This window comes from Micromonospora sp. NPDC049836, from assembly GCF_044465125.1.
Lineage (GTDB): Bacteria > Actinomycetota > Actinomycetes > Mycobacteriales > Micromonosporaceae > Micromonospora.
In genome coordinates this window covers 226,522-239,712 of sequence record NZ_JBITLH010000001.1, presented here as the reverse complement: position 1 = coordinate 239,712, position 13,191 = coordinate 226,522, and the positions used below count along the sequence as shown (strand labels likewise).

General features: G+C 74.2%; 12 protein-coding genes. 7 read left to right on the top strand and 5 right to left on the bottom strand.

Going from position 1 to position 13,191, the window contains the following annotated elements; translation table 11 throughout:
* Positions 1 to 274 precede the first annotated feature (274 nt).
* Positions 275 to 1,021, top strand: a complete 747-nt coding sequence (locus ACIBPB_RS01110) for a LamG-like jellyroll fold domain-containing protein (RefSeq protein WP_396837627.1) — start codon at positions 275 to 277, stop codon at positions 1,019 to 1,021.
* A 282-nt stretch (positions 1,022 to 1,303) separates the two neighbouring features.
* Here ACIBPB_RS01110 and ACIBPB_RS01105 read toward each other — a convergent pair whose 3' ends face one another.
* From ACIBPB_RS01105 to ACIBPB_RS01095, 3 genes are read right to left on the bottom strand one after another with little or no spacing between them, the layout of a single operon-like run.
* Positions 1,304 to 1,648: a DUF779 domain-containing protein gene (locus ACIBPB_RS01105; protein WP_396837626.1), complete on the bottom strand. Its 345-nt coding sequence runs from the start codon at positions 1,646 to 1,648 to the stop codon at positions 1,304 to 1,306.
* Positions 1,648 to 3,153, bottom strand: a complete 1,506-nt coding sequence (gene adh, locus ACIBPB_RS01100; protein ID WP_396837625.1) for an aldehyde dehydrogenase — start codon at positions 3,151 to 3,153, stop codon at positions 1,648 to 1,650. The genes ACIBPB_RS01105 and adh overlap by 1 nt, the downstream gene beginning before the upstream one ends.
* 40 nt (positions 3,154 to 3,193) lie before the next feature.
* The gene (locus tag ACIBPB_RS01095) at positions 3,194 to 4,480 is read right to left on the bottom strand and encodes a GAF domain-containing protein (protein ID WP_396837624.1); all 1,287 of its coding nucleotides are present in this window, start codon (positions 4,478 to 4,480) and stop codon (positions 3,194 to 3,196) included.
* 307 nt (positions 4,481 to 4,787) lie between these two features.
* Between ACIBPB_RS01095 and ACIBPB_RS01090 the strand changes: the two genes are divergently transcribed.
* The 6 genes from ACIBPB_RS01090 to ACIBPB_RS01065 all read left to right on the top strand — a co-directional run bounded on the left by ACIBPB_RS01090 (position 4,788) and on the right by ACIBPB_RS01065 (position 11,244).
* Positions 4,788 to 5,453 (top strand): response regulator transcription factor, encoded by a 666-nt coding sequence (locus ACIBPB_RS01090; protein WP_396837623.1) that lies wholly within the window; start codon positions 4,788 to 4,790, stop codon positions 5,451 to 5,453.
* Positions 5,450 to 6,502 carry a sensor histidine kinase gene (locus ACIBPB_RS01085; protein WP_396837622.1) on the top strand — a complete coding sequence of 351 codons (1,053 nt, stop codon included), beginning with the start codon at positions 5,450 to 5,452 and terminating at the stop codon, positions 6,500 to 6,502. Before ACIBPB_RS01090 ends, ACIBPB_RS01085 begins: the two co-directional genes overlap by 4 nt.
* Positions 6,503 to 6,602: 100 nt before the next feature.
* Positions 6,603 to 8,708, top strand: coding sequence for a pyridoxal-phosphate dependent enzyme (locus tag ACIBPB_RS01080; protein WP_396837621.1), 2,106 nt, complete (start codon positions 6,603 to 6,605; stop codon positions 8,706 to 8,708).
* Complete coding sequence (locus tag ACIBPB_RS01075) at positions 8,705 to 9,838, top strand: D-alanine--D-alanine ligase family protein (protein ID WP_396837620.1); 1,134 nt, start codon at positions 8,705 to 8,707, stop codon at positions 9,836 to 9,838. Before ACIBPB_RS01080 ends, ACIBPB_RS01075 begins: the two co-directional genes overlap by 4 nt.
* Entirely contained in the window at positions 9,835 to 10,470 is a 636-nt protein-coding gene (locus ACIBPB_RS01070; protein ID WP_396837619.1) for a M15 family metallopeptidase, read from the top strand. The genes ACIBPB_RS01075 and ACIBPB_RS01070 overlap by 4 nt, the downstream gene beginning before the upstream one ends.
* An 81-nt stretch (positions 10,471 to 10,551) precedes the next feature.
* Positions 10,552 to 11,244 (top strand): hypothetical protein, encoded by a 693-nt coding sequence (locus ACIBPB_RS01065; protein ID WP_396837618.1) that lies wholly within the window; start codon positions 10,552 to 10,554, stop codon positions 11,242 to 11,244.
* Positions 11,245 to 11,311: 67 nt separating this feature from the next.
* Here the strand turns inward: ACIBPB_RS01065 and ACIBPB_RS01060 are convergent, their stop codons facing one another.
* Both ACIBPB_RS01060 and ACIBPB_RS01055 read right to left on the bottom strand, forming a co-directional pair.
* On the bottom strand, positions 11,312 to 12,301 hold the full coding sequence (locus ACIBPB_RS01060; protein WP_396837617.1) for a transporter: 990 nt from the start codon (positions 12,299 to 12,301) through the stop codon (positions 11,312 to 11,314).
* The gene (locus ACIBPB_RS01055; protein WP_396837616.1) at positions 12,298 to 13,188 is read right to left on the bottom strand and encodes an ABC transporter ATP-binding protein; all 891 of its coding nucleotides are present in this window, start codon (positions 13,186 to 13,188) and stop codon (positions 12,298 to 12,300) included. The genes ACIBPB_RS01060 and ACIBPB_RS01055 overlap by 4 nt, the downstream gene beginning before the upstream one ends.
* Between the last annotated feature and the right edge of the window lie 3 nt (positions 13,189 to 13,191).

The following is a 13,191-nucleotide window of genomic DNA, read 5'->3' as shown; positions in this document are numbered from 1 at the left end:
CCTTCCCAGCCCGGCTCGCCCCACGTCAGGAGCCGTCGTCAACCCGCCGCCCCCCCACCCGGTCGCCGTCGATCATGGAGTTGTGGCACCTGACGAAAGCCGAATAGGCGGACATCCGAGGCGCCACAACTCCATGATCGCGGGGGTGGAGTGGGGAGGGCGAGGGTGGGGTGGGGTTGGGGGCAGGCATTGACAGACGTGGTGGGTGTGGTGATCATGTGGGGACGCTGCGGCCATACGGGGGACCGCGGCACTACTCTTCGGAGGACCTGTCATGGGTCGAACCATGTCCGCGCTCGCTCTGGGCGCCGTCACCCTGGCCGCCGCCGCGCTGGTGGACACCGCGCCCGCGTACGCCGCCACCGAGCAGTTGCGCCTCGACTTCGACGCCACGCCCACCGGCCAGGTCGAGCCGGGACCCTGGACGGCGGGATGCTTCGCCGACCTCGCCACGCCGGGCGATTCCGGTTGCATCGCGGTGAACGGTGGGGGCAGCATCTCGCGGGCGACCCGGCCGAACGGTACGGGCAGCAGTCCGGCACTCGCCTTCCCCGCCACGGGCAGCGCCATCGTCCAGGTCCCGCACGCCGCGGCCCTGAACCCGGGCAGCGGGGACTTCACGGTCAGCGCGCTGGCCAAGGTGACCTCGGCCCAGGTGACCACCGGGGCGAACCTGGTGCAGAAGGGCGTGTTCAACGACCCGACGCAGTGGAAGCTCCAGCTGGACGGCGGCCTGCCGGGCTGCCGCATCAAGGGCACGTTGGCCGACGGCACGACGGCCGAGGTCCGGCTCACCTCGCCCACCTCGATCGCCGACCAGGGCTGGAAGTTCGTCCAGTGCAAGCGGCGGGGCAACGTGCTGACCCTGCTGGTGGACAACCAACCGGTGGACACCAATGAGAAGGCCAGCATGAACATCAGCAACACCGCCAACGTGAACATCGGGGCCAAGGGGACCGGGCTGACCAACAACGACCAGTTCCGCGGCCAGCTGGACAACGTCCTCTTCAGCCTCGGCTGACCTGGACCTCCGCCCGGGGCGGGCGCGATCGTCGGCCCGCCCCGGCGGAGGCCGGACCGGCCGGCCGGGCCAGCCAGAGAGCAGGCCGGCCCGGCCGGGCCAGCCAGAGAGCAGGCCGGACCGGCCGGGCCAGCCAGAGAGCAGGCCGGGCCGGCCGGGCCGGCCAGAGCGGGCCGGGCCGGCCGGGCCAGCCAGAGAGCAGGCCGGGCCGGCCGGGCCGGCCAGAGCGGGCCGGCCCGGCCGGGGCAGGCGGTATCGAGCGCCGGCCTGCCCCGGTGACCGTCAGGCCAGTCGGGAGCGGATGAGGAAGCGGACGCCCTCGGGGGCTTCCAGCGAGAAGCCGCTGCCGCGGCCCGGCACCACGTCGACCGTGAGCCGGGTGTGCTTCCACAGCTCCCACTGGGCGGCGGACATCCAGAACTCGACCGGCTCGGGCACCCCGTCGACCGCGAGCGCCGCGAGCAGCACGTCCGATCCGCCGGTGCGGAACTCGCCGGCGGGATAGCACATCGGGGCGCTGCCGTCGCAGCAGCCGCCGGACTGGTGGAACATCAGCGGGCCGTGCTGCCCCCGCAGCGACCGGATCAGGTCGGCCGCCGCGGGGGTCAGGGTGACCGGGTCACCCATCAGAAGAAGCCCAGCTTCTTGGGGGAGTAGCTGACCAGCAGGTTCTTGGTCTGCTGGTAGTGCTCCAGCATCATCTTGTGGTTCTCCCGGCCGATGCCGGACTGCTTGTACCCGCCGAACGCGGCGTGCGCCGGGTAGGCGTGGTAGCAGTTGGTCCAGACCCGGCCGGCCTGGATCGCCCGCCCGGCCCGGTACGCGGTGTTCAGGTCCCGGGTCCACACGCCGGCCCCGAGCCCGTACAGGGTGTCGTTGGCGATCTTCACGGCGTCGTCCAGGTCGGCGAAGGAGGTCACCGACACCACCGGTCCGAAGATCTCCTCCTGGAAGATCCGCATCGAGTTGTCGCCCTCGAAGATCGTCGGCTGCACGTAGTAGCCGCCGGACAGTTCGCCGCCCAGGTCGGCCCGCTCCCCGCCGGTCAGGACGCGCGCACCCTCCTGCCGCCCGATGTCCAGGTAGGAGAGGATCTTCTCCAGCTGGTCGTTGGAGGCCTGCGCGCCGATCATCGTCTCGGTGTCGAGCGGGTGCCCGGCGACGATCGCCTCGGTACGCGCCACCGCCGCGGCGAGGAAGTCGGCGTAGTGGCCCTGCTGGATCAGCGCCCGGGACGGGCAGGTGCACACCTCGCCCTGGTTGAGGGCGAACATGGTGAAGCCTTCGAGCGCCTTGTCCCGGAAGTCGTCGGAGGCGGCGCTGACATCGTCGAAGAAGATGTTCGGGCTCTTGCCGCCCAGCTCCAGGGTGACCGGCTTGATGTTCTCGCTGGCGTACTGCATGATCAGCCGCCCGGTGGTGGTCTCGCCGGTGAACGCCACCTTCGCCACCCGGGGCGAGGACGCCAGCGGCTTGCCCGCCTCGACACCGAAGCCGTTGACCACGTTCAGCACGCCCGGCGGGAGCAGGTCGCCGACGAGCGAGAGCAGGTAGTGGATCGAGGCGGGCGTCTGCTCGGCGGGTTTGAGCACCACGGCGTTGCCGGCGGCGAGCGCCGGGGCGAGCTTCCAGACCGCCATGAGGATCGGGAAGTTCCACGGGATGATCTGCCCGACCACGCCCAGCGGCTCGTGGAAGTGGTACGCCACGGTGTCGTCGTCCAGCTCGCCGAGCGAGCCCTCCTGGGCTCGGATGGCGCCGGCGAAGTAGCGGAAGTGGTCGATCGCGAGCGGAATGTCGGCGGCCAGGGACTCGCGTACCGCCTTGCCGTTCTCCCAGGTCTCGGCGATGGCCAGGGACTCCAGGTTCTCCTGCATCCGGTCGGCGATCCGGTTGAGGATCAGCGAGCGCTCGGCGACCGGGGTGCGACCCCAGGCGTCGGCGGCACCGTGCGCGGCGTCGAGGGCCTTCTCGACGTCCTCGGCGGTGCCGCGGGCCACCTCGCAGAAGGTCTCGCCGGTGACCGGGGTGGGGTTCTCGAAGTACCGGCCGCCGTGCGGTTTCACGTACTCGCCGCCGATGAAGTGGTCGTAGCGGGACTGCCAGTGGGTGGGGGCGTCGTAGCGCGTCATGGGTACCTCCGCCGTCCGTGAGGGGTGGACGGCGCCGACGCTAGTTTCGGGGACGTTGCAGCGACGTTGCGCGGGGCAGGTCGTACTCCTGGGCGAGCTGGCGGGCCCGGGCGAGGGCGAGGGGCCGGCGCGGCGTGCCCGGCGGCAGCGCCCGCGCCAGGGCCTGCCAGGCGGTGAGGTCGCCGGCGCCGGCGGGCGTGGCGGTCCAGTCCGCCAGCAGGCCGGCGTCGGCGGTGGCCAGCACGGCCGCGCGGAGCTGGCCGTCGAGCAGGCGGCGCAGTCGTGCCACTCCCGGCGCGTCCGACCCGGGCAGCAGGGGCCCGGCGTACGCCTGGAGCGCCCCCGCCGGATCGCCGCGTTCCAGCAGTTCGGTGACGGTACGGAAGTCGGCGCGCACGGCTGGGCGCAGCCGGTACGGGCGGGAGTCGAGGAGTTCCTCGCCGAGCGCCCGGCGCAGCCGGGACAGTTCGGCGCGCAGGGTGACCGGGTGCAGCCGGTCGTCGCCGTACAGGTCGAGGCCGAGTTGCTCGCCGGTGCGCCCCTCCGGGTGTTCGGTCAGCAGCACCAGCAGTTCGCTGTGCCGGCGGCCGAGCCGGATCCGCCGGCCGCCGACCCGCAGCTGCGCCTCGTCCCGGCCGAGGGCGGCGACGTGCAGCACGTCCGGCTCGGCGGGTGCCGCGCCGGCCAGCAGGAACGCCTCGGCGGCGCGGGCGGTGGCCCGGACCAGGGCGAGGCTCTGCGGGGTGGCCAGGTGGTCGCCCCCGGTGATGTCGACGGCGCCGAGCAGCCGCCCGCTGAGCGGGTCGTGGATCGGCGCGGCGGCGCAGGTCCAGCGCTGCACCGGCCGGACGAAGTGCTCGGTCGCGAAGATCTGCACGCTGTGGTCGACGGCCAGGGCGGTGCCGGGGGCGTTGGTGCCGGCGTGCGCCTCGTCCCAGCGGGCGCCGGGCACGAAGTTCATCCGCTCGGCGTGCCGGAGCACCCCCGGGTGCCCCTCCACCCAGAGCAGCCGCCCGTACGCGTCGCAGACCGCCATCAGGTGTGCGCCGTCCTGGGCGATGCCGCCGAGCAGGTCGCGGAAGAGCGGCAGCACGCGGGCCAGCGGATGCCCGGCCCGGTAGCTGTCCAGCGCGTCGTCGGCGAGGTCGACCGGGGCGGTGGCCTCCGGGTCGAGCAGCGCGGAGCGCTCCCAGGACCGGCGCACCACGTCGCGGACCCGGTCGGGGGTGGTGCCGGCGGTGAGGAACGCTTCGTGGGCGGCGCCGACCTGCGCGATCCGCTCCGCCGGATCGGCGCCGAACTCCAGGGCGAGCCACGGGTCGGTCATCGGCGACCTCCTCGCGCCCATGGTGACCCAGCTCACCTCTGATCGCCAACCCGCGCCGGGCCCGTCCCATCGCGAATCCCGGACCCTGGTCCCGCCGGGCGTGATCCGGCTCACCCGCGGGGCTCGCGCGGGTCACCGCGGGCGGGACGAACGCCGCAACCCGGCGCATCGGGTGACACCCTTTGCGAGCTGCGGTTGTTCCGGCCCCGGCGGAGTGGAGGATGGCTGCGGCGGCGCTTACGGAACCCTTATCTCCGGCCTGGGACCGTAGGTGGGACGGACGAGGAGCACGGGGGAGCGGAGCGCGGTGCGGGTACTGGTGGCGGACGACGAGCGGTTGCTGGCGGACACGGTCGCCGAGGGGCTGCGTCGGTTCTCGATGGCGGTCGACGTCTGCTACGACGGCGACGGCGCGCTGGAACGGATCGGGGTCAACCGGTACGACGTGGCCGTGCTGGACCGGGACATGCCCGGGGCCACCGGCGACGAGGTCTGCCGCAGCCTCGCCGGCTCCGCCGCGGGCACCCGGGTGCTGCTGCTCACCGCGGCGGCCGGGATCCGGGACCGGGTGGCGGGTCTCGGGCTCGGCGCCGACGACTACCTGACCAAGCCGTTCGCCTTCGCCGAACTGGTGGCCCGGGTGCAGGCGCTGGGCCGGCGGTCCGCCCCGGCGGTGCCCCCGGTGCTGGAGCGGCACGGGGTGGTGCTCGACGTGGCCCGGCACACGGTCAGCCGGGACGGGCGGCCGCTGGGCCTGAGCCCCAAGGAGTTCGCCGTCCTGCACGTGCTGATGCGGGCCGGTGGTGGCGTGGTCAGCGCCGAGGAGCTGCTCGAACAGGCCTGGGATGAGTTCGCTGACCCGTTCACCAACGCGGTCCGGGTCACCGTGATGACGTTGCGCAAGAAGCTCGGCGCGCCCTCCGTCATCCACACCGTGCCGAAGGCCGGTTACCGGATCGGCGAGCCGGCGTGAGCCCCCGTCGCCGGGTCCTGCTGGTCGGGGTGCTCGCCCTGCTCGCCGGCTTCCTGCTGCCCAATGTGCTCAAGTGGCTGCTCGGACTGCTGTGGTGGCGGATCCAGCGGTTCTGCGGTGTGGCCACCATCGGCGCGGTGTGCGAGCCGGCCCGCCCGTTCGTGCCGCTGCTGCCCCTGCTCACCGAGTTGGCGGTGCTGGCGGTCGGGGGTGCCGCGGTGTGGGCGGCGGCCCGCTGGTGCCTGCGCCCGGTGGGCGACCTCGCCGGCCCGATCGCCAACCTCGGCCCGCAGAACCTCGGCTACCGGATCCGGCGCGGCGGCCGGGACGAGCTGGCCCGGCTCTCCCGCGCGATCGACGACATGATGGACCGGGTCACCGCCGGCTACGAGGGGCAGCGGCGGTTCGCCGCGAACGCCTCGCACGAGCTGCGTACGCCCCTGGCGGTGCAGCGGACCCTGATCGAGGTGGGCATGGCCCAGTCGCTCACCGCCGAGCAGCTCGACCTGCTCACCGCCCAACTGCTGGCCACCAACGAGCGCAACGAGCGGCTCATCGAAGGGCTGCTCGCGCTCAGCGAGAGCGACCAGGGGCTGCGTTCCGCCACCCCGCAGCGCCTCGACGAGATCGTCGCCACCGTGCTGGCCGTGTACGCCGACCGGGCGGCCGAGGCCGGGGTCACGGTGGCGAGCCAGCTGACGCCGCGGCTCGTGCCGGGCGAGCGGGTGCTGCTGGAGCGCCTGGTCACCAACCTGGTCGAGAACGGGATCAAGTACAACCGGCCGGGCGGCCGGCTCACCGTCACGGTCGGCGGGAACCCCGCGCTGACCGTGGTCAACACCGGGCAGACCGTGCCGGGCGAGGCGGTCGACGGGCTCTTCGAACCGTTCCGGCGCCTGGCCCGGGACCGGACCAACCAGGGCGGCGGAGCCGGGCTCGGCCTGGCCATCGCCCGCTCGATCACCCAGGCGCACGGCGGCATCATCGCCGCCCGGCCGGGCGAGGACGGTGGCCTGCGGGTCGACGTCCAGCTACCCGCCCTGACCTGACCCATCCCGTACCACCACCGGGCGCCGCCGACGCGGCCTCCCGCGATGACCCCTGCCCCGAAACAACCGACGGCGTGCGACGCCGGGAGAGGAGACCGCGGTGCCGACCCGTACCGATCAGTCCGGGCCGCCGGCCGGCCGGGTGCTCTGGGCCGACGTGGCCAAGGGTGCCTGCATCATCCTCGTGGTGCTCTGGCACGTCATCGTCAAGCACTACCTGCAGATCGACTGGCGGCTCGACCTGCCGCTGCCGGGGGCGTGGGGGCTGTTCGGCGAGCAACTGCTCCCGCTGCGGATGCCGCTCTTCTTCACCATCTCCGGGATCTTCGCGGCGCACGCCGTGGCCCGGCCGTGGCGGGTCGCCGCCCGCCCCCGGATCGCCCGCACCCTCTACCTCTACGCCACCTGGCTGCTCATCCACACTGCCCTGCTGGCCCTCGCGCCGGGCTTCCCCACCGACCGGGCCACCAGCCTCGGCGGCCTGCTCGCCCAGCTCACCGTCACCCCCTCCAACCTGTGGTACCTGTACGCCCTGGCCGTCTACTTCGCGCTGGCCAAGGCGCTGCGCCGGGTCCACCCGGCGGTGCTGCTGGCCGGCGCGGGCGCGCTCTCCGCGCTCGCGGCGACCGGCCTGCTGGACGGTCCCGGCAACCGCGGGCAGGTCTACCAGAACCTGGTGTTCTTCCTGGCCGGTGTGCACGCGCGGGGACACCTCCAGCGCTGGGCGGCGGCCGCCACCGCGCGCCGGCTCGCCGGGCTCGGCGCCGCCTACGCCGCCGCGCTGGCCGGCACGGCGCTGGCCGGGGCCGCGGGCTGGCCGGGGGTCCGGCTGCTGGTGTCGGCCGTCGCGGTGGCGTTCGGCCTCACCGCGGCGGCCCGGCTGGCCCGGCTCCCGGTGATCGGCGCGGCGCTGGCCCGGCTCGGCCGCCGCACGCTGCCGATCTACGTGCTCCACATGCCGGTGCTGGCGCTGCTGCACCGGCTCCTCGCCGGGCCGGTCGCCGAGCTGAACGGACCCGGTCGGCTGCTGCTGGCGGTCGGCTATCCGGCCCTGCTCACCGCGGTGGTGCTGGCGCTCAGCCTGGCCGTCCACCGCGGGCTCACCGCCGCCGGCGCGCGCTGGCTGTTCGACCTGCCGCGCCGCGCCGGCCAGAACCACAACCCAGAAGGAGAGACCATGTCCCGCAGCCACGTCCCGGTCCTGCCGGACCGGGCCAGCGTCGAGGAGGCCGCCCGGTGGCTGTCCGGCCGGGTGGTGCGTACCCCCGTGCTGAACAGCCCGGTGATCGACCGGCTGGCCGGCGCCCGGATCCTGCTGAAGGCGGAGAACCTCCAGACCGGGGGCTCCTACAAGATGCGCGGCGCGATGCTCGCGGTGGGCCGGCTCGCCGCGGCCGGCCAGCACGGGGTGGTCGCGCAGAGCACCGGCAACCACGCGGTGGCGGTGGCCCTCGCCGCCCGCCGGCACGGCCTGGCCGCGACCGTGGTGCTGCCGGTCGACGCCGCGCCGGTCAAGGTGGCCCGGGCCCGGGCGGCCGGGGCGCGGGTCGTCCTGGCCGGCACCACCGTCGAGGAGCGGCTGGCCGCCGCCCGCCAGGTCGCCGAGACCGCCGGTCACCCGCTGGTCGACGCGTACGACCACCCGGACGTGGTGGCCGGGCAGGGCAGCGCCAGCCTGGAGCTGATCGAGGAGGCGGCGCGCGCCGGCACCCCGCTGGACGCGCTCGTGGTGCCGGTGGGCGGGGGCGGCGGCGTCGCCGGGGCCTGCCTGGCCGCCGCCGGCACCCCGATCGAGGTGTACGGCGTCGAGCCGGTCGGCTGCGACTCGCTGGCCCGCAGCCTCGCCGCCGGCCGGCCCACCCCGGTCGTGCCGGCGGCCACCATCGCCGACGGGCTCCGTCCGGGCTGCGTCGGGGACCTGCCGTTCGCGGTGGCGCGGGACGCCGTCCGGGGCGTCGTCCGGGTCGACGACGACGCGATCGCCGAGGCGTTCCGGCTGCTGCTGCTGGAGCTGAAGGTGCTCGTCGAGCCGTCCGGCGCGGCCGGGCTGGCCGGCGCGCTGCGGCTGGCCGCCGGCCCCGAGGGCGGCCGGTACCGGACGGTCGGCGTGGTGTTGACCGGCGGCAACGTCGAGGCGGAACTGGTCGCCCGGTTGGCGGCCGGAGTCGTCGCCGACCTGGCACGTGTGGAAGGGGTGGCGGCGTGAGCGCTGCGGTACGGATCGGTGTCCTGTTCGGTGGCCCGTCGGCGGAGCACGAGGTCTCCTGCGCCTCGGCGCTCGGCGTGGCCCGGGCCCTGACCGAGCGGGGGCACCGGGTGGTCGCGCTCGGGATCGACCGCGACGGGACGCTGCGGCTGGTGCCGGAGCCGGTGCTGGCGCGGCACCTCGCGAGCGTGGCCGCCGGGCGGGCCATCGACGACCGGCTGCCGGTGACCGGGCCGCCCGTCGAACTGCGGCGCGGGAGCCGTCCCGGCACGGCCGCGGTCACCGCCGCCGAGGCGCCGGCCAGCCGGTACGCCGAGCTGGACGTGGCCTTCCCGGTGCTGCACGGCCCGTACGGCGAGGACGGCGTGGTGCAGGGACTGCTCGAATCGCTCGGCGTGCCGTACGTCGGGTGCGGCATCCTCGCCTCCGCCGTCGGGATGGACAAGGTGGCGATGAAGCGGGCGCTGCGGGCCGAGGGCGTGCCCACCACCCCGCACGTCTGGTTCGACGCCGCGACCTGGCAGGCCGCGCAGGACCCGGAGAAGCTGGTCGTCGGGCTGCGCTGGCCGCTGTTCGTCAAGCCGGCCCGGATGGGTTCCTCGATCGGGATCTCCCGGGTGGCCGAGGGTGACGACCTGGTGGCGGCGGTCGAGGAGGCGCTCCGGCACGACCAGGTGGTGCTGGTCGAGCAGGGGGTGACCGGCCGCGAGTTGGAGTGCGGCGTGCTGGGTGGCTGGCGTCCGGAGGCGTCGGCGGTCGGCGAGGTCCGGGTCGAGGGCGGCTGGTTCGACTACCGGCAGAAGTACTTCGGCGACGCCGATCCGATGGTCGTGCCGGCGCCGCTGCCCGCCGAGATCACCGAGCGGATCCGCGAGCTGTCGGTGCGGGCCTTCACGGCGATCGGCGGCTGGGGCCTGGCCCGGGTCGACTTCCTCTACGACGAGACGGCCGGCGAGGTGTTCGTCAACGAACTGAACACGCTGCCCGGCTTCACGGCGCACTCCATGTACCCGAAGGTGTGGGCGGCGTCCGGCGTCGACTACCCCGAGCTGGTGGACCGGCTGGTCGCGCTCGCCTTCGCGCGGCACGCGGCCCGCCCGGGCGTACGCCCCGAGGGCGGTGCGGCATGATCCTGCTCTCCGATCCCCGGGTCGCCGCGGTGTCCAGCCGGGACGACGGCGACCCGCTGGTCGACCTGCGGGACCTGCCGGAGCTGCGGCTGGACACCCGGGCCGCCGACCCCGCCGGGGCGTACGCCCGGGTGCGGCGCGGGGTCGCGGACCGGTTGCTGGCCGCGCAGCGCGCGCTGCCGGACGGCCTGCGTCTGCTCGTCGTCGAGGGGTACCGGCCGTACCGGTCACAGCTGGACATCTTCACCGGCTACCGGGACGAGTTGCGCCGGCGCTATCCGGACTGGTCGCCCGAGCGGCTGCACCGGGAGACCACCAAGTTCGTCTCGCCGGTCGAGGTGGCGCCGCACAGCACCGGCGGGGCCGTGGACCTCACCCTCTGTGACGCCGACGGCGTCGAGCTGGACATGGGCACGGCGCTCGACGCCACCCCGGAGGCGAGCGCCGACGCCTGCTTCACCGCGGCCCGGCACATCCCGGTGAGCGCGTGGCGGAACCGACAGGTCCTGGTGGCCGCGCTGAGCGGGGCGGGGCTGGTGAACTACCCGACCGAGTGGTGGCACTGGTCCTACGGCGACCGGTACTGGGCGTTGCTCACCGAAGCGCCGCACACCCGTTACGGTCCGTTGTGATCTGCCGACCCGGCTGAACGGTCCGGCCGTCCCGTCCGTACCAGGCGTCGAACGAGACCACCGGACGACGGGAGTGACAACGTGAAGGTGCAACGCAGGCACGTGCTGGCGGCGACGGTGGCGCTGGCCGCCTCGGCGGTCGTCGCGGTGGGTACCGGGATGGGGTTCGCGGAGACCGCCCCGCCCGCGCGGTCGGCCTGCGCGGGGTCGGTGACCTTCTCGGCGGAGGGTGGCGCGCCGGCGGCGACCAGCGACCGGTTCCCGGTGGGTACCCGGCTGCGGGTGACCAACCTGGACAACGGCAAGGTCGCGACGGTCACGGTGACCGGCCCGTCGGGTAGCTGCGTGCTGCTCAACGCGGCTGCCATGGAGCTGGTCCGCGAGCCCGGCAGGAACGTGATCCGGCGCAACGTGGTGGAACGGCTGGACGGTGCGGCGGCCGGCGGGGCGGGTCGTCCGGGCGGCGGCGCCCCGGCCGGGCCGGACGTCCGCCCGGGCAACGCCCAGCCGCCGGCCCGCCCCCCGGCGGCCGGCAGCGTCTGCGCCGGGGCGATCACCTTCTCGGCGGAGGCCGGCGCGCCGGCGGCGACCAGCGACCGGTTCCCGGCGGGTACCCGGCTGCGGGTGACCAACCTGGACAACGGCCGGGCCGCGACGGTCACGGTGACCGGTCCGTCGGGCAGTTGTGTGCTGCTCAACGCGGCGGCCATGGACCTGATCCGGGAGCCCGGCAAGAACCTGGTCCGGCGCAACACGGTGGAGCTGCTGCGCTGACCGTTCCCGTGGCGCGCCGGTGGAACGCCAGGGCGGCTGCGCCGTGGCGTTCCACCGGCCGGGCCGCTCAGGCGATCCGGCGGAGCCGGCGTACGGCGAGGTAGAGCAGGAGCGCGGCCAGGGCGACGAAGATGCCGGTCTCGATCCACTGGAACAGCCAGAACCGGTCCGCCGGCTGGTAGAGCTCCCAGTTGTAGGCGCCGGGTTGGGCACCGAGCTCGGCCCCGCAGCGGCCGCCGTCCGGTGCCTTGGCGCCCGGCGGGCACATGATCCGGGTGTCGGCCGACACCATCTTCCCGTCGGGGTTGCGTACGCCGCTGGCGAGGAGCCAGTCGCCCCTGGACTCCCGCGGCAGATCGGCCCCTTCGATCGGGAAGGTGCGGGTGCGGGCGGGCTGGTAGTGCGGCCTGGCCAGGATCGCCACCGCCGCCCGAACGCCGATGAACGCGGCCAGGGTGACGCCCATGGCGGGCAGCATCCGGCGCCAGAGGGTGCCGGCGAAGATGCCGAGCGCCACCGCGAAGAGGGTGTAACCGATCGGGGCGATGCCCTGCAGGTCGAAGACGATGACGCCGAGGCGGCCCTCACGCGCGGCCTCGGTCAGCGGGCTGACCCACCAGGCCATGCCCAGTCCGTAGCCGATGGCCAGGGTCACCGTGACCACGACGACCAGGCCGAACTTCACCAGGGCCCACCGCGTCCGGCCGATGCCCTGCGTCCAGGCGAACCGGTGCGTGCCGTGCTCCACCTCCCGGGCGACCAGCGGGGCGCCCCAGAACAGACCGACCAGCGCCGGCAGGGTGATGAGCAGGACCGCCACCAGGTTCAAACTCGCGTAGCGGTTGCTGAACTGGTGGAACGCGGACTCACAGCCGTTCGCGGTGATCGGGTCGACGTCCGGACGCGCCAGCTGGGTGACGCAGTTCGGCAGCCCGAGCTCGGTGAAGCTGTGCCGCATCGACAGGCCGATCGGGATCATCAGGGCGGCGAGCGCGGCGAAGCCGATCAGGGTGAAGAGCAGTTGCTTGCGGTGTTGCCGCCAGGCCAGCCAGATCATGCCGGCACCTCCCAGGCCGCGTGGCTCGTGGTGGTCTCGCCGTCGGCGAGGTAGGCCAGCACGAGGTCCTCCAGTGTCACGTCGTGCACCGCCCACTCCGGATCGGTGATGTCGCCGTCGGTCCGGACCAGCAGGGTCGACTGGCGAGCGGTGTGGCTGGCCCGGACCACGGCCGCCACGCCCTTGATCGGTTCGCCGCCGTGCCGGGGCCCGACCAGCTGCCGGTGTGCGGCGACCAGATCGTCAACCCCGCCGACCAGGTGCACCCGGGCGGCCTGCAGCACGACCAGGTAGTCGCAGACCCGTTCCAGGTCGGCCAGCAGGTGCGAGGAGAGCAGCACGGTCGTCTCCGAGTCGGCGACGCTGCCCATCAGCGACTGCAGGAACTCGCGGCGCGCCAGCGGATCGAGGCTGGCGACCGGTTCGTCCAGGAGCAGCAGCCGGGGCCGCTTCGCGAGGGCGAGCGCCAGCGCGACCTGCGCCCGCTGGCCGCCGGACAGCTTGCCGACGGGCAGCTTCGGCGGGATGCCGAGCTGGGCGAGCCGGTTGCGGGCGAGTGCCCCGTCCCAGCGCTTGTTCATCCGGCGGCCCAGCTCCACCAGCTCGGCCGCGGTGAAGTCCCGGTAGAGCGGGGTGTCCTGGGCGACGAAGCCGATGTCGGGCAGCACCGACGGGTTGGCGTAGGGCGCTTCGCCGAAGATCCGTACCGCGCCGGCGTCCGGCCGCAGCAGTCCGACCGAGAGGTGCAGCAGCGTGCTCTTGCCGGCGCCGTTGGGGCCGACCAGGGCGGCGATCCGCCCGGTGGGCAGACGCAGCGAGCAGTCCCGCAGCGCCCAGGTTCTTCCGTACCGTTTGCCAAGCTGCTCGGCCTCGAGCGCGATGTCCATCGG

Bases quoted from the DNA above. Each gene is read 5' to 3' on its own strand.
- ACIBPB_RS01110 (WP_396837627.1), top strand. From the start codon at position 275: ATGGGTCGAACCATGTCCGCGCTCGCTCTGGGCGCCGTCACCCTGGCC.
- ACIBPB_RS01105 (WP_396837626.1), bottom strand. From the start codon at position 1,648: ATGGGTGACCCGGTCACCCTGACCCCCGCGGCGGCCGACCTGATCCGG.
- adh (WP_396837625.1), bottom strand. From the start codon at position 3,153: ATGACGCGCTACGACGCCCCCACCCACTGGCAGTCCCGCTACGACCAC.
- ACIBPB_RS01095 (WP_396837624.1), bottom strand. From the start codon at position 4,480: ATGACCGACCCGTGGCTCGCCCTGGAGTTCGGCGCCGATCCGGCGGAG.
- ACIBPB_RS01070 (WP_396837619.1), top strand. From the start codon at position 9,835: ATGATCCTGCTCTCCGATCCCCGGGTCGCCGCGGTGTCCAGCCGGGAC.
- ACIBPB_RS01060 (WP_396837617.1), bottom strand. From the start codon at position 12,301: ATGATCTGGCTGGCCTGGCGGCAACACCGCAAGCAACTGCTCTTCACC.
- ACIBPB_RS01055 (WP_396837616.1), bottom strand. From the start codon at position 13,188: ATGGACATCGCGCTCGAGGCCGAGCAGCTTGGCAAACGGTACGGAAGA.